At 46.9% G+C, this 20001-nt stretch carries 7 protein-coding genes, 9 tRNA genes and 6 rRNA genes; all 22 read right to left on the bottom strand.

Going from position 1 to position 20001, the window contains the following annotated elements; translation table 11 throughout:
* Positions 1–4 precede the first annotated feature (4 nt).
* The 22 genes from NSQ36_RS00600 to NSQ36_RS00495 all read right to left on the bottom strand — a co-directional run bounded on the left by NSQ36_RS00600 (position 5) and on the right by NSQ36_RS00495 (position 19997).
* Complete coding sequence (locus tag NSQ36_RS00600; protein WP_003217214.1) at positions 5–1105, bottom strand: PIN/TRAM domain-containing protein; 1101 nt, start codon at positions 1103–1105, stop codon at positions 5–7.
* A 153-nt stretch (positions 1106–1258) separates the two neighbouring features.
* Entirely contained in the window at positions 1259–2338 is a 1080-nt protein-coding gene (gene disA / locus NSQ36_RS00595; protein ID WP_050945822.1) for a DNA integrity scanning diadenylate cyclase DisA, read from the bottom strand.
* A 2-nt stretch (positions 2339–2340) separates the two neighbouring features.
* Positions 2341–3720: a DNA repair protein RadA gene (gene radA, locus NSQ36_RS00590; RefSeq protein WP_034620767.1), complete on the bottom strand. Its 1380-nt coding sequence runs from the start codon at positions 3718–3720 to the stop codon at positions 2341–2343.
* Positions 3721–3812: 92 nt separating this feature from the next.
* Positions 3813–6248 (bottom strand): ATP-dependent protease ATP-binding subunit ClpC, encoded by a 2436-nt coding sequence (clpC, locus tag NSQ36_RS00585; protein WP_003216969.1) that lies wholly within the window; start codon positions 6246–6248, stop codon positions 3813–3815.
* Entirely contained in the window at positions 6245–7336 is a 1092-nt protein-coding gene (locus NSQ36_RS00580; protein WP_003217181.1) for a protein arginine kinase, read from the bottom strand. The genes clpC and NSQ36_RS00580 overlap by 4 nt, the downstream gene beginning before the upstream one ends.
* Before the next feature lie 4 nt (positions 7337–7340).
* Positions 7341–7898 carry a UvrB/UvrC motif-containing protein gene (locus NSQ36_RS00575; protein ID WP_034620770.1) on the bottom strand — a complete coding sequence of 186 codons (558 nt, stop codon included), beginning with the start codon at positions 7896–7898 and terminating at the stop codon, positions 7341–7343.
* Between the two features lie 14 nt (positions 7899–7912).
* Positions 7913–8377, bottom strand: coding sequence for a CtsR family transcriptional regulator (locus NSQ36_RS00570; protein ID WP_003217184.1), 465 nt, complete (start codon positions 8375–8377; stop codon positions 7913–7915).
* A gap of 177 nt (positions 8378–8554) precedes the next feature.
* Positions 8555–8670: ribosomal RNA gene (gene rrf, locus NSQ36_RS00565) — 5S ribosomal RNA — on the bottom strand.
* Positions 8671–8731: 61 nt separating this feature from the next.
* Positions 8732–11662, bottom strand: a 23S ribosomal RNA gene (locus NSQ36_RS00560).
* A gap of 182 nt (positions 11663–11844) precedes the next feature.
* Positions 11845–13393 (bottom strand): 16S ribosomal RNA (locus NSQ36_RS00555).
* Between the two features lie 127 nt (positions 13394–13520).
* Positions 13521–13596: transfer RNA gene (locus NSQ36_RS00550), tRNA-Ala, on the bottom strand.
* A gap of 8 nt (positions 13597–13604) precedes the next feature.
* Positions 13605–13681: transfer RNA gene (locus tag NSQ36_RS00545), tRNA-Pro, on the bottom strand.
* 7 nt (positions 13682–13688) lie between these two features.
* Positions 13689–13765: transfer RNA gene (locus NSQ36_RS00540), tRNA-Arg, on the bottom strand.
* A gap of 11 nt (positions 13766–13776) precedes the next feature.
* Positions 13777–13862, bottom strand: a tRNA-Leu gene (locus NSQ36_RS00535).
* Positions 13863–13874: 12 nt separating this feature from the next.
* A tRNA-Gly gene (locus tag NSQ36_RS00530) sits at positions 13875–13946 on the bottom strand.
* A 30-nt stretch (positions 13947–13976) separates the two neighbouring features.
* Positions 13977–14059 (bottom strand) — tRNA-Leu (locus tag NSQ36_RS00525).
* Positions 14060–14067: 8 nt separating this feature from the next.
* Positions 14068–14143: transfer RNA gene (locus NSQ36_RS00520), tRNA-Lys, on the bottom strand.
* A 37-nt stretch (positions 14144–14180) separates the two neighbouring features.
* Positions 14181–14256 (bottom strand) — tRNA-Thr (locus tag NSQ36_RS00515).
* A 33-nt stretch (positions 14257–14289) separates the two neighbouring features.
* Positions 14290–14365 (bottom strand) — tRNA-Val (locus NSQ36_RS00510).
* Between the two features lie 793 nt (positions 14366–15158).
* A 5S ribosomal RNA gene (gene rrf, locus NSQ36_RS00505) occupies positions 15159–15274 on the bottom strand.
* A 61-nt stretch (positions 15275–15335) separates the two neighbouring features.
* Positions 15336–18266, bottom strand: a 23S ribosomal RNA gene (locus tag NSQ36_RS00500).
* Between the two features lie 182 nt (positions 18267–18448).
* A 16S ribosomal RNA gene (locus NSQ36_RS00495) occupies positions 18449–19997 on the bottom strand.
* The 16S, 23S and 5S rRNA genes sit together here with 9 tRNA genes alongside, the layout of an rRNA operon.
* Positions 19998–20001: the final 4 nt, after the last annotated feature.

Raw genomic sequence — 20001 nt, 5'->3', positions numbered from 1 at the left:
CCCTTTAGAGCGCCTTCTCCAGAAGTTTTGGCTTCGCAAAAATCATTCTTCCAGCAGCAGTCTGCAGCACACTTGTGACGAGCACATCGATGTCTTTTCCAATGTAATTGCGTCCTTCTTCGACCACAATCATCGTACCGTCATCTAAGTACGCAACACCTTGGTTATGCTCTTTCCCATCTTTAATGACCTGTACCTTCATTTCTTCCCCAGGCAGCACAACCGGTTTCACCGCATTGGCTAGATCATTGATGTTTAACACTGCTACTTTTTGAAGTTCGCATACTTTATTTAAATTAAAATCATTTGTCACAACAACACCTGAAGTTAATTTAGCGAGCTTCACAAGCTTGCTATCAACCTCTTGAATGTCTTCAAAGTCACCTTCGTAAATTTCAACTTTGATATCTAATTCTTTTTGAATACGATTTAAAATATCAAGACCTCTTCGACCTCTATTTCTCTTTAATACATCAGAAGAGTCTGCAATATGCTGTAATTCCTCGAGCACAAATTGAGGAATGACCATGACGCCTTCTAAGAATCCAGTTTGACAAATATCTGCGATTCTTCCATCAATGATAACACTTGTGTCTAAAATTTTCAGCTTTTTATCTTCTATTTCAGGTTCATCATCGGCTGCTCCTTTTTTCTTGGTGACCTTTGCAGATCGGGAGAACAGCCCCATCATTTCATCCTTCTTCTTAAAGCCTACCTGAAATCCAAGGTATCCTAAAAAGAAAGCCAGGAAAATCGGAATAATGGTACCAAAAATATGATATGGGATATTGTTTAGCGGGATCACGTTTACAATAAGATATGCTAGAATAAGTCCAAATACTAATCCGAAACTTCCAGAAATAAGATCAGGAAGAGGCGCCTTTAATAGAGAATCCTCGATCCATTTCACCCAATTAACCACATAGCCTGTGCACCATTTGCCGATGATAAAGAACACAGCGGCTCCTATTAGTGCTGAAGAGTAAGCATTTGTTATGAAAGGTATGTCCTTTACATTTAACAGCAGAAATAACTCTGGAATGATAAAAATCCCTACAACTGCACCAAAAATGATAAAAAACGCCTGAACGATTCTTTTTAACATACCTTCACCTCCTTTATTTTTCATCTGTCAATCCACCCTCACCTGACATTGATATATGTTTAAGTTTCCTATCATAATCAATAGAAAACAAAAGCATCATTAATATACCCATATTCATCCATTTTTAACCGTGTTTAAGAAAAATTTCTCTTCTTACAGCTGTCGGTCGATATAATGTTTTTCTTGCAGCCTTTTTAATCCTTTTTTTATCTTTTTCGCTCTTACTTCTCCAATTCCTTCTACTTCATCCAAATCTTGTACATCCGCTTCCATAATTCGATCTAACACACCGAACGCTTCAACCACGTTTTCGACGATTGGCATAGGCAGTCTAGGGATTTTGTGAAGCAGTCTGTAACCTCTTGTGTACACATATTCGTCAATATTTGTAGAAACTGGATAGCCAAGTAACTTGTACAGAATGGAATCATCTAAAAGCTCAAAGCTCGACATATCTTGGAGCTGCTTAAGCAGAACATATGGATCTTTAATCTTTTCTTTCACATAATCTTTAATAAATAAAGCCGCTTCCTGCTCCATATCTGTAATCAATTCATTGACTTGCAGACGGATCAAATGCCCTTCTGTTCCGAGCTCTTTGATATACATATTGATTTCATTTTTGATTCTGAGCACCATCTCGTAACGATGGAGCACGGATAATACATCACCAAAGGTCACAAGCTCTTCAAATTCTAGGGCGCTTAGCGTAGAAATGGCGTGATCTAAAATGGTTTTATATTTCTCAAGTGTTTGTATCGCTTGGTTGGCCTTCGTTAAAATAAAGCCAATATCTTTCAGCGTATAACGACGATTCCCTTGGTATAAGGTAATGACGTTCCTCCGTTCAGATATCGCAATGATTAAGCAGCCTGTCTGCTTCGCTACACGTTCAGCTGTACGGTGCCTCATGCCCGTTTCCGATGAATGGATCGTTGCATCTGGCATGAGCTGTGTATTCGCATACAAGATCTTTTGACCAGAATCGCTTAAAATAATGGCCCCATCCATCTTAGCCAATTCATATAAATGTGCTGGAGAGAAGGCAGAGTTAATATGAAACCCTCCATCTACAACACTCTTTACTTTGTCGTTATAACCAACAACAATAAGCCCGCCAGTATTTGCCCTCAGGACATTTTCAATCCCAGCCCGAAGAGGTGTCCCTGGTGCCACAAACTGTACGATATCTAAGAGATCGAGTTCTTTCGCTCCTTTTTTCTCTTTTTCCATTTCTATGATCCCCCTAGTGAAATTCGAAGTGCCTCCGCTACATTTTCTACACCGACTAACTCAATCCCTCTCGGCTTTTTCCATCCATCTATATTCGCCTGAGGAATAAACATTCGCTTAAATCCAAGTTTCGCAGCTTCCTGCACACGCTGTTCAATTCTTGATACTCTTCTGACTTCTCCCGTCAGACCGACCTCTCCTATAAAACAATCCGCTTGATGCGGCGCTGCGTCTTTAAAGCTTGATGCAATACTGACCGCAATGGCCAAGTCAATCGCCGGTTCGTCAAGCTTCACACCGCCTGCGACCTTTAAATACGCATCCTGGTTTTGCAGCAGCAGTCCGACACGTTTTTCTAAAACCGCCATGAGCAGTGACACTCGATTATGATCAAGACCAGTGGCCATTCTGCGCGGATTCCCAAAGCTTGTCGGTGAAATTAATGCTTGTATCTCGACAAGAACAGGTCTTGTTCCTTCCATTGAGGCAACAACACACGAACCAGATACACCTGCCGAACGTTCTTCTAAGAAAATTTCGGATGGGTTTAATACTTCCGTGAGCCCTTCCTCTCTCATTTCAAAAATCCCTAGTTCATTCGTTGAACCAAATCGGTTTTTCACCGCACGCAAGATACGAAACGTATGATGACGCTCGCCTTCAAAATAAAGAACCGTGTCCACCATATGCTCTAAAAGGCGTGGACCTGCGATCGAGCCTTCTTTGGTCACGTGACCAACGATAAATATTGGAATCCCATTTGTCTTGGCAATTTTCATCAGCTGTGCTGTACATTCTCTCACTTGAGATACAGACCCAGGAGCTGACGTAATATCGCTTTGATAAACGGTTTGAATCGAATCCACCACGACAAAAGCGGGTTTCATCTCTTGTATAGCAGACGTTATATACTCCATATCGGTTTCAGCCAAAACATGTAAAGAGGTGCTTTTTATGCCAAGGCGGTCCGCTCTTAGCTTCGTTTGTTTAATGGACTCCTCACCCGATATGTATAATACATTCTGATTTTTGTCTGAAAGCTGTGCTGATACTTGTAATAATAATGTGGACTTCCCAATCCCAGGATCTCCGCCAATGAGAACAAGAGAGCCTTTGACAATTCCACTTCCTAATACTCGGTTAAATTCTTCTAAATTCGTTTTGATTCGGGGTTCATCAGATGTTTCAATTGCAGATATAGGTGAAGGTTTTTGAATGGTTTGAACAGAATGATTAAAAGCACTTCGACGGTTTGCCGGCTCTTTGCGAACGACCTCTTCTGTCATACTGTTCCACGTGCCGCAGCCTGGACATTTCCCCATCCATTTGGCTGACTCATAACCGCACGATTGGCATATAAATTTTGATTTTGTCTTAGCCATAGATTGAAGAATACAACTCCTTATACTGGTCAGAAATAAGTAAAGGGAGGCATACACCTGACTGGTATGCCTCACACTTTTTTCTTACTATATTAGTTCGTAGCAGCCGTCGTTTTTACGACAATTTCTCCATCTTCCACATCTAATACGATTTGTTGACCTTTTTCAATATTGCCCTTCAGAAGCTCCTCAGAAAGTCGATCCTCCACATGCTTTTGAATCGCTCTTCTTAACGGACGCGCACCGTACTCAAGATCTACACCTTCGTCGGCAATCTTCGCTTTTGCTGCTTCTGTCAATTCGATTGAAAGGTCTTGTTCTTTTAATCGTTTCGTCAATTGATCAGACATGAGAGACACGATCTCTTTTAGATGTTTCTTTTCAAGTGAATGGAAGACAATGATTTCATCAATACGGTTGATGAATTCTGGTCTAAACGCACGTTTCAACTCGCCCATCACTTTGCCTTTCATATCCTTGTAATTTTGACCTTCATCCTGCACATTAAAGCCAACATATTTATTTCGCTTCAGTTCACTAGCTCCAACGTTGGATGTCATGATTAAAATCGTGTTTCTAAAGTCAACAGTACGCCCTTTAGAATCAGTCAGACGACCATCCTCTAACACTTGCAGTAAGATGTTGAATACATCTGGATGCGCCTTTTCAATCTCATCTAAAAGCACAACAGAATAAGGTTTTCTTCTCACTTTTTCAGTCAGTTGTCCGCCTTCTTCATAGCCAACATAGCCTGGAGGTGACCCAACAAGTCTAGATGTAGAGTGTTTTTCCATGTATTCAGACATATCGATACGAATCATCGCTTCTTCATCACCGAAAATAGACTCTGCGAGTGCTCTTGCAAGCTCCGTTTTACCAACTCCTGTTGGGCCTAAGAAGATAAATGAGCCGATTGGACGTTTTGGATCTTTTAAGCCAGCACGCGCACGTCTCACAGCTTTTGCTACAGCGACAACCGCTTCATCCTGCCCAATTACACGAGAATGGAGTAATTGTTCCATATTTAGAAGCTTATCTGTTTCGGTTTGGGCAATTTTTGAAACAGGCACTCCCGTCCAGCTAGAGACAACCATTGCGATATCATCCACTGATACCTCTGAATTCTCCTGACCTTGCTTTTCTTTCCAAGATTTCTTTGTGACTTCTACTTTTTCACGCAAACGCTGCTCTGTATCGCGAAGAGAAGCTGCTTTTTCAAATTCCTGACTTTGAACAGCCGCATCCTTTTCCTTGCGTACTTCATCTAGCTTTTGCTCTAGTTCTTTTAGGTTAGGCGGTGTTGTGAAAGAACGTAAGCGGACTTTCGACCCTGCCTCATCAATTAAATCAATCGCCTTATCTGGAAGGAAACGATCAGATATATAACGGTCAGATAACTTCACCGCCGCCTCAATCGCTTCATCTGTAATGGACACACGGTGATGTGCCTCATAACGATCTCGAAGTCCTCTTAAAATTTGAATACTTTCATCAACAGATGGCTGATCTACTTGAATTGGCTGGAAACGTCGTTCAAGCGCAGCATCCTTTTCAATATATTTACGGTACTCATCTAACGTTGTCGCCCCAATACATTGAAGCTCTCCACGTGCTAAGGATGGTTTGAGAATATTAGATGCGTCAATCGCACCCTCTGCTCCACCAGCACCAATCAATGTATGAAGCTCATCAATGAAGAGAATGATATTTCCTGCCTGACGAATTTCGTCCATGACTTTTTTCAAGCGATCCTCAAATTCACCACGATATTTCGTTCCCGCTACAACAGTTCCCATATCAAGCGTCATCACTCGTTTATCGCGCAGGATTTCAGGCACTTCATTATGAATAATTTGCTGTGCCAGACCTTCAGCAATGGCTGTTTTACCAACACCAGGCTCACCAATCAGCACAGGGTTATTCTTTGTTCTTCTGCTTAAAACCTCGATGACACGCTGAATTTCTTTGCTTCGTCCAATGACAGGGTCCAGACTGTCTTCTTTCGCAATAGCTGTTAAATCTCTTGCCAAGCTATCTAATGTTGGTGTATTTGCATTGCTGTTAGAGCCAGCGGCAGATGCACCTGTTTCATTGCTGCCAAGCAGCTGCAGGACTTGCTGACGTGCTTTATTTAAGCTCACTCCGAGGTTATTTAACACGCGGGCAGCTACACCCTCTCCCTCGCGAATAAGACCTAATAGAATATGTTCTGTCCCTACATAGGAATGACCTAGCTTTCTTGCTTCATCCATTGAAAGCTCAGTGACCTTCTTCGCTCTAGGCGTATAATGAGGAATAGCTTGAGACACCTCTTGCCCTCTTCCAATCAAGCTTTCGACTTCTTTTTGGATTTTATCTGAAACAAGGCCCAGTGCTTCTAACGCTTTTGCGGCGATGCCCTCACCCTCACGAACTAGACCAAGTAAAATGTGTTCAGTACCAATGTTCTTATGGCCTAGGCGAATGGCTTCTTCTTGTGCAAGTGCTAATACCTTTTGAGCTCTTTCAGTGAATCTTCCAAACATCATATCGTTTCATCCTCCTGTCCATTCCTATGCATTTCTAAACGCAGCCTTTCTCTAATAATCGCTGCTCGTTTTATATCTCGTTCATTTGGCTCCAGAGCTCCTCCTGAATATTGTTGAAGAAAGCCAGGCTGTGTCAAAATCATGAGTTCATTCAGTATATTACTTGAAAGCCCCTTAATGATACCTAAATCAATTCCAAGGCGCACATCTGACAAACACTTTGCTGTTTCCTTTGATTCAATCATACGACAATTGGACAAAATCCCTAACGAACGGTACACTCTGTCCTCAAGTTCAATTTTAGATGTTTGATATAACGCTTTTCGTGCAGATCGCTCTTGTTCAATGAGCTGAGCGGTCACACTATTTAAATCATCTACAATGTCTTCTTCTGATTGACCAAGTGTCATTTGATTTGAAATTTGAAAGATGTTCCCTATTGCTTCGCTACCTTCACCATAAATTCCTCTGACTACAAGACCTAATTGATTAATCGCCGGAATAATCCGATTCATTTGTCTTGTGAGGGCTAAAGCTGGTAAATGCATCATGACCGAAGCCCTAATACCTGTACCTACATTGGTTGGACAGCTAGTTAAGTATCCTCGCTTTTCAGAAAACGCATAATCCACTTGCTCTTCAATCCAGTCATCTATCTGGTTAGCCGCTTTCAGTGCATTGGCTAGTTGGAATCCTGGGAATAAGCATTGGATCCGAATATGGTCTTCTTCATTCAGCATCACACTGATTTCTTCATTTTCAGAAAGCAAACAACCGCCAAATCTTGATTCTGCTAAGTTTGGGCTAATCAAATGCTTTTCAACAAGTACCCTCTTTGCTAAAGGCTGTGTTTCATTCATTCGAATTAGAACAAAGTTTCCGATGTCCTTCACTTCCTGGCTAGCAAACTTTTGCTCGAATTGCTGGAGAACAGCTTCAGCCTCTTCCTGAGAAAACTGAGTTGGGAAACGGACATGCTCTAGATTGCGCGCTAGCCTGATTCGACTGCTTAGAACAATGTCACTTTCTGGTCCTTTTTGTTTCATCCATTGACTTAAAGCGTCTTGAATAAAATGCTGGAGCGACATGTTGTTAATCTCCCTCCCTCTGCTGAGATTGCTCATGCTCTAAAGCACGAATTTGATCTCGAACTTCCGCTGCTTTTTCAAACTCTTCTTGTTCAATTAACTGCTTCAGCTCTTGCTGCATCAACTCAAGTTTCCGGCGCACATGAAGACTGCCGGCAATCCGTTTAGGCACTTTTCCATGATGGACTGTATTTCCACTATGGACTTTCCGTAAAACAGGGTTTAGATACTGATCAAATGAACGATAGCATTCTGCACAGCCAAAACGGCCTGTTTTTCTGAATTGTTGAAAGGTTAAGCCACATTTAGGACATTGATCCACTTCTCTCGCTTCTTGAAAAATGGATGATCCCTTATTCGCACTTGTGGTAAAGCTAGGATCAATATTCAGTAAGCCTGATAATAGGTTGTGAATCGAGAAACCTTGGTTTCCACTCATAGCATATGAATCACTGTTTTCTTTTGCACATTGTTCACATATGTGCATTTCCTGTTTTTCTCCATTTATAACTTTCGTAAAGTGAAAAGTGGCTGGTCTCTCATTGCATTCTTGACAAATCAATCTTTTCACCCGCTTTACTTTAATTTCAAAGCATTTAACATCGCTTTCATCATCCGAGCCCGTAATTCATCCCGTTCAGGTAAATCAATGTGCAAAACAGAACGGTCCATGACACTGATCATCATCTTTGCTTCTCTTTCAGATAAAATGTTATTTTCGACAAGACGCATGATGATATGATCAGAGGCAGCCTGTGATAAACGATGATATATTTGGGAAATAATATTGTTCAATAAGTCGACTTCATCATTCATTTTGACTTTAATGATGCGGATATAGCCACCGCCGCCACGCTTACTTTCAACGATATAGCCTCTCTCGCTCGTAAAGCGTGTATTGATAACATAGTTAATTTGTGAAGGTACGCATTGAAACTTATCTGCAATTTCATTGCGCTTAATTTCTAATATTTCTCGACCATTCTGATCCAAGACTTCTTTCAAATACTGCTCGATGATATCAGAAATATTTTGTGCCACTCCGCCTCCTCCTCCATTGACTTTGACTATATTTGACTTTAATCTTACTATAAATTTTTTCGGTCGATTTTTCAAGATAATCGCTCAACTAAGAATATTATTTCCACATTTATATGGTGTCAAACCTCTCAAAAACACAAAAAAGACCAGTTCCGTATGGAACTGATCCTTATACAAGCTTGGCGGCGTCCTACTCTCACAGGGGGAGACCCCCAACTACCATCGGCGCTGAAGAGCTTAACTTCCGTGTTCGGTATGGGAACGGGTGTGACCTCTTCGCTATCGCCACCAAACCTGATGGAGAGAATGTTCTCTCAAAACTAGATAACAATGTTCAAACTTCACATTAGAATATAGGTTAAGTCCTCGATCTATTAGTATCTGTCAGCTCCACGTGTCACCACGCTTCCACCTCAGACCTATCAACCTGATCATCTTTCAGGGATCTTACTTCCTTGCGGAATGGGAAATCTCATCTTGAGGGGGGCTTCATGCTTAGATGCTTTCAGCACTTATCCCGTCCGCACATAGCTACCCAGCGATGCCCTTGGCAGAACAACTGGTACACCAGCGGTGCGTCCATCCCGGTCCTCTCGTACTAAGGACAGCTCCTCTCAAATTTCCTGCGCCCGCGACGGATAGGGACCGAACTGTCTCACGACGTTCTGAACCCAGCTCGCGTACCGCTTTAATGGGCGAACAGCCCAACCCTTGGGACCGACTACAGCCCCAGGATGCGATGAGCCGACATCGAGGTGCCAAACCTCCCCGTCGATGTGGACTCTTGGGGGAGATAAGCCTGTTATCCCCGGGGTAGCTTTTATCCGTTGAGCGATGGCCCTTCCATGCGGAACCACCGGATCACTAAGCCCGACTTTCGTCCCTGCTCGACTTGTAGGTCTCGCAGTCAAGCTCCCTTGTGCCTTTACACTCTGCGAATGATTTCCAACCATTCTGAGGGAACCTTTGGGCGCCTCCGTTACATTTTAGGAGGCGACCGCCCCAGTCAAACTGCCCACCTGACACTGTCTCCCTGCCCGATAAGGGCAGCGGGTTAGAAGGTCAATACAGCCAGGGTAGTATCCCACCGATGCCTCCACCGAAGCTAGCGCTCCGGTTTCCAAGGCTCCTACCTATCCTGTACAAGCTGTACCAACATTCAATATCAGGCTGCAGTAAAGCTCCACGGGGTCTTTCCGTCCTGTCGCGGGTAACCTGCATCTTCACAGGTACTATAATTTCACCGAGTCTCTCGTTGAGACAGTGCCCAGATCGTTGCGCCTTTCGTGCGGGTCGGAACTTACCCGACAAGGAATTTCGCTACCTTAGGACCGTTATAGTTACGGCCGCCGTTTACTGGGGCTTCAATTCGCACCTTCGCTTACGCTAAGCGCTCCTCTTAACCTTCCAGCACCGGGCAGGCGTCAGCCCCTATACTTCGCCTTACGGCTTCGCAGAGACCTGTGTTTTTGCTAAACAGTCGCCTGGGCCTATTCACTGCGGCTTCTCGGGGCTTTAACACCCTAAGAAGCACCCCTTCTCCCGAAGTTACGGGGTCATTTTGCCGAGTTCCTTAACGAGAGTTCTCTCGATCACCTTAGGATTCTCTCCTCGCCTACCTGTGTCGGTTTGCGGTACGGGCACCTCTCACCTCGCTAGAGGCTTTTCTTGGCAGTGTGGAATCAGGAACTTCGCTACTAAATTTCGCTCGCCATCACAGCTCAGCCTTCACGGGAAACGGATTTGCCTATTTCCCAGCCTAACTGCTTGGACGCGGATATCCAATACCGCGCTTACCCTATCCTCCTGCGTCCCCCCATTGCTCAAATGGTGAGGAGGTGGTACAGGAATATCAACCTGTTGTCCATCGCCTACGCCTTTCGGCCTCGGCTTAGGTCCCGACTAACCCTGAGCGGACGAGCCTTCCTCAGGAAACCTTAGGCATTCGGTGGACGGGATTCTCACCCGTCTTTCGCTACTCATACCGGCATTCTCACTTCTAAGCGCTCCACCAGTCCTTCCGGTCTGACTTCACAGCACTTAGAACGCTCTCCTACCACTGTTCGTAAGAACAGTCCGCAGCTTCGGTGATACGTTTAGCCCCGGTACATTTTCGGCGCAGAGTCACTCGACCAGTGAGCTATTACGCACTCTTTAAATGGTGGCTGCTTCTAAGCCAACATCCTGGTTGTCTAAGCAACTCCACATCCTTTTCCACTTAACGTATACTTTGGGACCTTAGCTGGCGGTCTGGGCTGTTTCCCTTTCGACTACGGATCTTATCACTCGCAGTCTGACTCCCAAGGATAAGTCATCGGCATTCGGAGTTTGACTGAATTCGGTAACCCGGTAGGGGCCCCTAGTCCAATCAGTGCTCTACCTCCGAGACTCTTACCTTGAGGCTAGCCCTAAAGCTATTTCGGAGAGAACCAGCTATCTCCAGGTTCGATTGGCATTTCACCCCTACCCACACCTCATCCCCGCACTTTTCAACGTGCGTGGGTTCGGGCCTCCATTCAGTGTTACCTGAACTTCACCCTGGACATGGGTAGATCACCTGGTTTCGGGTCTACGACCACGTACTCATGCGCCCTATTCAGACTCGCTTTCGCTGCGGCTCCGCATCTTCTGCTTAACCTTGCACGGGATCGTAACTCGCCGGTTCATTCTACAAAAGGCACGCCATCACCCTTTAACGGGCTCTGACTACTTGTAGGCACACGGTTTCAGGATCTATTTCACTCCCCTTCCGGGGTGCTTTTCACCTTTCCCTCACGGTACTGGTTCACTATCGGTCACTAGGGAGTATTTAGCCTTGGGAGATGGTCCTCCCGGATTCCGACGGAATTTCACGTGTTCCGCCGTACTCAGGATCCACTCTGGAGAGAACAACATTTCAGTTACAGGGCTGTTACCTTCTTTGGCGGGCCTTTCCAGACCTCTTCGCTTATATCGTTCCTTTGTAACTCCGTATAGAGTGTCCTACAACCCCAAGAGGCAAGCCTCTTGGTTTGGGCTGTTCCCGTTTCGCTCGCCGCTACTCAGGGAATCGCATTTGCTTTCTCTTCCTCCGGGTACTTAGATGTTTCAGTTCCCCGGGTATGCCTTCTCATACTCTATGTATTCAAGTATGGATACTACTCCATTACGAGCAGTGGGTTTCCCCATTCGGAAATCTCCGGATCAAAGCTTGCTTACAGCTCCCCGAAGCATATCGGTGTTCGTCCCGTCCTTCATCGGCTCCTAGTGCCAAGGCATCCACCGTGCGCCCTTTCTAACTTAACCATTTCTTACTTTAGAAAGAATCACTATGTGTGATGAACTTTGCATTGCATTCAATGTGAATGTATTACTTATTGTTATCTAGTTTTCAAAGAACAATCCTGTCTCGCTAGAGACATGTTTTGAAGGAATGATCCTTCAAAACTAAACAAGACGAAAACGCACACTGCTCCATATATCCTTAGAAAGGAGGTGATCCAGCCGCACCTTCCGATACGGCTACCTTGTTACGACTTCACCCCAATCATCTGCCCCACCTTCGGCGGCTGGCTCCATAAAGGTTACCTCACCGACTTCGGGTGTTGCAAACTCTCGTGGTGTGACGGGCGGTGTGTACAAGGCCCGGGAACGTATTCACCGCGGCATGCTGATCCGCGATTACTAGCGATTCCAGCTTCACGCAGTCGAGTTGCAGACTGCGATCCGAACTGAGAACAGATTTATGGGATTGGCTAAACCTTGCGGTCTCGCAGCCCTTTGTTCTGTCCATTGTAGCACGTGTGTAGCCCAGGTCATAAGGGGCATGATGATTTGACGTCATCCCCACCTTCCTCCGGTTTGTCACCGGCAGTCACCTTAGAGTGCCCAACTAAATGCTGGCAACTAAGATCAAGGGTTGCGCTCGTTGCGGGACTTAACCCAACATCTCACGACACGAGCTGACGACAACCATGCACCACCTGTCACTCTGTCCCCGAAGGGAAAGCCCTATCTCTAGGGTTGTCAGAGGATGTCAAGACCTGGTAAGGTTCTTCGCGTTGCTTCGAATTAAACCACATGCTCCACCGCTTGTGCGGGCCCCCGTCAATTCCTTTGAGTTTCAGTCTTGCGACCGTACTCCCCAGGCGGAGTGCTTAATGCGTTAGCTGCAGCACTAAGGGGCGGAAACCCCCTAACACTTAGCACTCATCGTTTACGGCGTGGACTACCAGGGTATCTAATCCTGTTCGCTCCCCACGCTTTCGCTCCTCAGCGTCAGTTACAGACCAGAGAGTCGCCTTCGCCACTGGTGTTCCTCCACATCTCTACGCATTTCACCGCTACACGTGGAATTCCACTCTCCTCTTCTGCACTCAAGTTTCCCAGTTTCCAATGACCCTCCCCGGTTGAGCCGGGGGCTTTCACATCAGACTTAAGAAACCGCCTGCGAGCCCTTTACGCCCAATAATTCCGGACAACGCTTGCCACCTACGTATTACCGCGGCTGCTGGCACGTAGTTAGCCGTGGCTTTCTGGTTAGGTACCGTCAAGGTGCGAGCAGTTACTCTCGCACTTGTTCTTCCCTAACAACAGAGCTTTACGATCCGAAAACCTTCATCACTCACGCGGCGTTGCTCCGTCAGACTTTCGTCCATTGCGGAAGATTCCCTACTGCTGCCTCCCGTAGGAGTCTGGGCCGTGTCTCAGTCCCAGTGTGGCCGATCACCCTCTCAGGTCGGCTACGCATCGTCGCCTTGGTGAGCCATTACCCCACCAACTAGCTAATGCGCCGCGGGTCCATCTGTAAGTGACAGCCGAAACCGTCTTTCATCCTTGAACCATGCGGTTCAAGGAACTATCCGGTATTAGCTCCGGTTTCCCGGAGTTATCCCAGTCTTACAGGCAGGTTACCCACGTGTTACTCACCCGTCCGCCGCTAACATCCGGGAGCAAGCTCCCTTCTGTCCGCTCGACTTGCATGTATTAGGCACGCCGCCAGCGTTCGTCCTGAGCCAGGATCAAACTCTCCGAAAAAGTACAAAACCGAAGTTTTGTTTTTCGTCAGTGTTTGACTGACTACCTATGATGTTTCATAGGATTTTTTTATAAAAACTCGAATTAACAGGTACGTTTTGTCTTGTTTAGTTTTCAAAGATCATATTGGTGGAGCCTAGCGGGATCGAACCGCTGACCTCCTGCGTGCAAGGCAGGCGCTCTCCCAGCTGAGCTAAGGCCCCATAAAAGATGGTCGGGAAGACAGGATTCGAACCTGCGACCCCTTGGTCCCAAACCAAGTGCTCTACCAAGCTGAGCTACTTCCCGATCTTAATGGCGCGCCCGAGAGGAGTCGAACCCCTAACCTTTTGATCCGTAGTCAAACGCTCTATCCAATTGAGCTACGGGCGCTTATTGTATAATGCCGAGGGCCGGACTTGAACCGGCACGGTAGTCACCTACCGCAGGATTTTAAGTCCTGTGTGTCTGCCAATTCCACCACCCCGGCGTGGATGGTATAAGCGGAAGACGGGATTCGAACCCGCGACCCCCACCTTGGCAAGGTGGTGTTCTACCACTGAACTACTTCCGCATTACAGGATTTCTTTATTTTATTTGGCAATGCGGGTGAAGGGACTTGAACCCCCACGTCATAAAGACACTAGATCCTAAGTCTAGCGCGTCTGCCAATTCCGCCACACCCGCATGAAACATGGTGAGCCATGAAGGACTCGAACCTTCGACCCTCTGATTAAAAGTCAGATGCTCTACCAACTGAGCTAATGGCTCGCTTTAAAAGCGACTTGTCTATCTTACCATATGAAACTGGTGCCGGCAAGAGGACTTGAACCCCCAACCTACTGATTACAAGTCAGTTGCTCTACCAGTTGAGCTACACCGGCTTTATCTATCCTAACATTATGTAAGAATAAATATGGTGGAGGATGACGGGCTCGAACCGCCGACCCTCTGCTTGTAAGGCAGATGCTCTCCCAGCTGAGCTAATCCTCCATATTGTGTTGTCATTTCGAATGTCTCTCGATCCGACAAGTAGTATTATATAACGATAAGATATTGTTTGTAAAGACTTTTTTAAAATAATTTTTGAATTTATTTTAACGTTGTTTTTTTCATCTTTTCGTTAAGGCACCTAAAGAAGTTTACCACTTGTCTCATCATTTTAAAAGTCTTTTTTTCATTTTTTTATGTTTTTTTGTTAAAAAGCGCTCTAATAAAGCTTTATTAGTGTGAAATGACCCTTTTCATGCTTTTTATATGCTTGTTTTCTTCAATATATCTTCTCATACAAATCATCTAGAGAAGGGATTCTTTTATTATTTTATTTTTCTGAGAAATCATTTTCATGCAAAAATATCCGTAAATGATGCTGTTCTTTACCATCTTCAATATTAAAGTGTTATCTTGGTTAACAAGTTAGTTATTGATTCTTTCTTGTTCTTACTTAGAGCGGGCGAAAAAATTGACTGAAGGTGCTATATGTTCTTTGGCAATACTCAGTTATCTAGTGTGTCTCTAAACAGCCCTCTGTATCTGGTTGCCAAAGAAAATGCTTATTGGCTGCTTTCTATGCTTTTGATCTTCATCCTAAACAAATTGAACGACCGATCCACACAACAGCTGCGTTGTTCAATGAGAATACATGAAAGTGAGACGAACAGAAAAATTAATTGATCGATGAGGCTTACTACATCATCACTTCTCACTTTACAAAGTGATTTAATAGAAGTAATTTTTTCAAAAACACAAAAAAGACCAGTTCCGTATGGAACTGATCCTTATACAAGCTTGGCGGCGTCCTACTCTCACAGGGGGAGACCCCCAACTACCATCGGCGCTGAAGAGCTTAACTTCCGTGTTCGGTATGGGAACGGGTGTGACCTCTTCGCTATCGCCACCAAACCTGATGGAGAGAATGTTCTCTCAAAACTAGATAACAATGTTCAAACTTCACATTAGAATATAGGTTAAGTCCTCGATCTATTAGTATCTGTCAGCTCCACGTGTCACCACGCTTCCACCTCAGACCTATCAACCTGATCATCTTTCAGGGATCTTACTTCCTTGCGGAATGGGAAATCTCATCTTGAGGGGGGCTTCATGCTTAGATGCTTTCAGCACTTATCCCGTCCGCACATAGCTACCCAGCGATGCCCTTGGCAGAACAACTGGTACACCAGCGGTGCGTCCATCCCGGTCCTCTCGTACTAAGGACAGCTCCTCTCAAATTTCCTGCGCCCGCGACGGATAGGGACCGAACTGTCTCACGACGTTCTGAACCCAGCTCGCGTACCGCTTTAATGGGCGAACAGCCCAACCCTTGGGACCGACTACAGCCCCAGGATGCGATGAGCCGACATCGAGGTGCCAAACCTCCCCGTCGATGTGGACTCTTGGGGGAGATAAGCCTGTTATCCCCGGGGTAGCTTTTATCCGTTGAGCGATGGCCCTTCCATGCGGAACCACCGGATCACTAAGCCCGACTTTCGTCCCTGCTCGACTTGTAGGTCTCGCAGTCAAGCTCCCTTGTGCCTTTACACTCTGCGAATGATTTCCAACCATTCTGAGGGAACCTTTGGGCGCCTCCGTTACATTTTAGGAGGCGACCGCCCCAGTCAAACTGCCCACCTGACACTGTCTCCCTGCCCGATAAGGGCAGCGGGTTAGAAGGTCAATACAGCCAGGGTAGTATCCCACCGATGCCTCCACCGAAGCTAGCGCTCCGGTTTCCAAGGCTCCTACCTATCCTGTACAAGCTGTACCAACATTCAATATCAGGCTGCAGTAAAGCTCCACGGGGTCTTTCCGTCCTGTCGCGGGTAACCTGCATCTTCACAGGTACTATAATTTCACCGAGTCTCTCGTTGAGACAGTGCCCAGATCGTTGCGCCTTTCGTGCGGGTCGGAACTTACCCGACAAGGAATTTCGCTACCTTAGGACCGTTATAGTTACGGCCGCCGTTTACTGGGGCTTCAATTCGCACCTTCGCTTACGCTAAGCGCTCCTCTTAACCTTCCAGCACCGGGCAGGCGTCAGCCCCTATACTTCGCCTTACGGCTTCGCAGAGACCTGTGTTTTTGCTAAACAGTCGCCTGGGCCTATTCACTGCGGCTTCTCGGGGCTTTAACACCCTAAGAAGCACCCCTTCTCCCGAAGTTACGGGGTCATTTTGCCGAGTTCCTTAACGAGAGTTCTCTCGATCACCTTAGGATTCTCTCCTCGCCTACCTGTGTCGGTTTGCGGTACGGGCACCTCTCACCTCGCTAGAGGCTTTTCTTGGCAGTGTGGAATCAGGAACTTCGCTACTAAATTTCGCTCGCCATCACAGCTCAGCCTTCACGGGAAACGGATTTGCCTATTTCCCAGCCTAACTGCTTGGACGCGGATATCCAATACCGCGCTTACCCTATCCTCCTGCGTCCCCCCATTGCTCAAATGGTGAGGAGGTGGTACAGGAATATCAACCTGTTGTCCATCGCCTACGCCTTTCGGCCTCGGCTTAGGTCCCGACTAACCCTGAGCGGACGAGCCTTCCTCAGGAAACCTTAGGCATTCGGTGGACGGGATTCTCACCCGTCTTTCGCTACTCATACCGGCATTCTCACTTCTAAGCGCTCCACCAGTCCTTCCGGTCTGACTTCACAGCACTTAGAACGCTCTCCTACCACTGTTCGTAAGAACAGTCCGCAGCTTCGGTGATACGTTTAGCCCCGGTACATTTTCGGCGCAGAGTCACTCGACCAGTGAGCTATTACGCACTCTTTAAATGGTGGCTGCTTCTAAGCCAACATCCTGGTTGTCTAAGCAACTCCACATCCTTTTCCACTTAACGTATACTTTGGGACCTTAGCTGGCGGTCTGGGCTGTTTCCCTTTCGACTACGGATCTTATCACTCGCAGTCTGACTCCCAAGGATAAGTCATCGGCATTCGGAGTTTGACTGAATTCGGTAACCCGGTAGGGGCCCCTAGTCCAATCAGTGCTCTACCTCCGAGACTCTTACCTTGAGGCTAGCCCTAAAGCTATTTCGGAGAGAACCAGCTATCTCCAGGTTCGATTGGCATTTCACCCCTACCCACACCTCATCCCCGCACTTTTCAACGTGCGTGGGTTCGGGCCTCCATTCAGTGTTACCTGAACTTCACCCTGGACATGGGTAGATCACCTGGTTTCGGGTCTACGACCACGTACTCATGCGCCCTATTCAGACTCGCTTTCGCTGCGGCTCCGCATCTTCTGCTTAACCTTGCACGGGATCGTAACTCGCCGGTTCATTCTACAAAAGGCACGCCATCACCCTTTAACGGGCTCTGACTACTTGTAGGCACACGGTTTCAGGATCTATTTCACTCCCCTTCCGGGGTGCTTTTCACCTTTCCCTCACGGTACTGGTTCACTATCGGTCACTAGGGAGTATTTAGCCTTGGGAGATGGTCCTCCCGGATTCCGACGGAATTTCACGTGTTCCGCCGTACTCAGGATCCACTCTGGAGAGAACAACATTTCAGTTACAGGGCTGTTACCTTCTTTGGCGGGCCTTTCCAGACCTCTTCGCTTATATCGTTCCTTTGTAACTCCGTATAGAGTGTCCTACAACCCCAAGAGGCAAGCCTCTTGGTTTGGGCTGTTCCCGTTTCGCTCGCCGCTACTCAGGGAATCGCATTTGCTTTCTCTTCCTCCGGGTACTTAGATGTTTCAGTTCCCCGGGTATGCCTTCTCATACTCTATGTATTCAAGTATGGATACTACTCCATTACGAGCAGTGGGTTTCCCCATTCGGAAATCTCCGGATCAAAGCTTGCTTACAGCTCCCCGAAGCATATCGGTGTTCGTCCCGTCCTTCATCGGCTCCTAGTGCCAAGGCATCCACCGTGCGCCCTTTCTAACTTAACCATTTCTTACTTTAGAAAGAATCACTATGTGTGATGAACTTTGCATTGCATTCAATGTGAATGTATTACTTATTGTTATCTAGTTTTCAAAGAACAATCCTGTCTCGCTAGAGACATGTTTTGAAGGAATGATCCTTCAAAACTAAACAAGACGAAAACGCACACTGCTCCATATATCCTTAGAAAGGAGGTGATCCAGCCGCACCTTCCGATACGGCTACCTTGTTACGACTTCACCCCAATCATCTGCCCCACCTTCGGCGGCTGGCTCCATAAAGGTTACCTCACCGACTTCGGGTGTTGCAAACTCTCGTGGTGTGACGGGCGGTGTGTACAAGGCCCGGGAACGTATTCACCGCGGCATGCTGATCCGCGATTACTAGCGATTCCAGCTTCACGCAGTCGAGTTGCAGACTGCGATCCGAACTGAGAACAGATTTATGGGATTGGCTAAACCTTGCGGTCTCGCAGCCCTTTGTTCTGTCCATTGTAGCACGTGTGTAGCCCAGGTCATAAGGGGCATGATGATTTGACGTCATCCCCACCTTCCTCCGGTTTGTCACCGGCAGTCACCTTAGAGTGCCCAACTAAATGCTGGCAACTAAGATCAAGGGTTGCGCTCGTTGCGGGACTTAACCCAACATCTCACGACACGAGCTGACGACAACCATGCACCACCTGTCACTCTGTCCCCGAAGGGAAAGCCCTATCTCTAGGGTTGTCAGAGGATGTCAAGACCTGGTAAGGTTCTTCGCGTTGCTTCGAATTAAACCACATGCTCCACCGCTTGTGCGGGCCCCCGTCAATTCCTTTGAGTTTCAGTCTTGCGACCGTACTCCCCAGGCGGAGTGCTTAATGCGTTAGCTGCAGCACTAAGGGGCGGAAACCCCCTAACACTTAGCACTCATCGTTTACGGCGTGGACTACCAGGGTATCTAATCCTGTTCGCTCCCCACGCTTTCGCTCCTCAGCGTCAGTTACAGACCAGAGAGTCGCCTTCGCCACTGGTGTTCCTCCACATCTCTACGCATTTCACCGCTACACGTGGAATTCCACTCTCCTCTTCTGCACTCAAGTTTCCCAGTTTCCAATGACCCTCCCCGGTTGAGCCGGGGGCTTTCACATCAGACTTAAGAAACCGCCTGCGAGCCCTTTACGCCCAATAATTCCGGACAACGCTTGCCACCTACGTATTACCGCGGCTGCTGGCACGTAGTTAGCCGTGGCTTTCTGGTTAGGTACCGTCAAGGTGCGAGCAGTTACTCTCGCACTTGTTCTTCCCTAACAACAGAGCTTTACGATCCGAAAACCTTCATCACTCACGCGGCGTTGCTCCGTCAGACTTTCGTCCATTGCGGAAGATTCCCTACTGCTGCCTCCCGTAGGAGTCTGGGCCGTGTCTCAGTCCCAGTGTGGCCGATCACCCTCTCAGGTCGGCTACGCATCGTCGCCTTGGTGAGCCATTACCCCACCAACTAGCTAATGCGCCGCGGGTCCATCTGTAAGTGACAGCCGAAACCGTCTTTCATCCTTGAACCATGCGGTTCAAGGAACTATCCGGTATTAGCTCCGGTTTCCCGGAGTTATCCCAGTCTTACAGGCAGGTTACCCACGTGTTACTCACCCGTCCGCCGCTAACATCCGGGAGCAAGCTCCCTTCTGTCCGCTCGACTTGCATGTATTAGGCACGCCGCCAGCGTTCGTCCTGAGCCAGGATCAAACTCTCCGAAAAAGTA

The organism is Bacillus sp. FSL W8-1143 (assembly GCF_037965155.1).
Lineage (GTDB): Bacteria > Bacillota > Bacilli > Bacillales > Bacillaceae > Bacillus > Bacillus pumilus.
The sequence above is the reverse complement of the archived record's forward strand: the minus strand, read 5'-3'. Positions and strand labels throughout refer to the sequence as shown.

Coding starts and splice junctions, on each gene's coding strand:
- NSQ36_RS00600 (WP_003217214.1), bottom strand. CDS start 1,105: ATGTTAAAAAGAATCGTTCAGGCGTTTTTTATCATTTTTGGTGCAGTT.
- disA (WP_050945822.1), bottom strand. CDS start 2,338: ATGGAAAAAGAGAAAAAAGGAGCGAAAGAACTCGATCTCTTAGATATC.
- radA (WP_034620767.1), bottom strand. CDS start 3,720: ATGGCTAAGACAAAATCAAAATTTATATGCCAATCGTGCGGTTATGAG.
- clpC (WP_003216969.1), bottom strand. CDS start 6,248: ATGATGTTTGGAAGATTCACTGAAAGAGCTCAAAAGGTATTAGCACTT.
- NSQ36_RS00580 (WP_003217181.1), bottom strand. CDS start 7,336: ATGTCGCTCCAGCATTTTATTCAAGACGCTTTAAGTCAATGGATGAAA.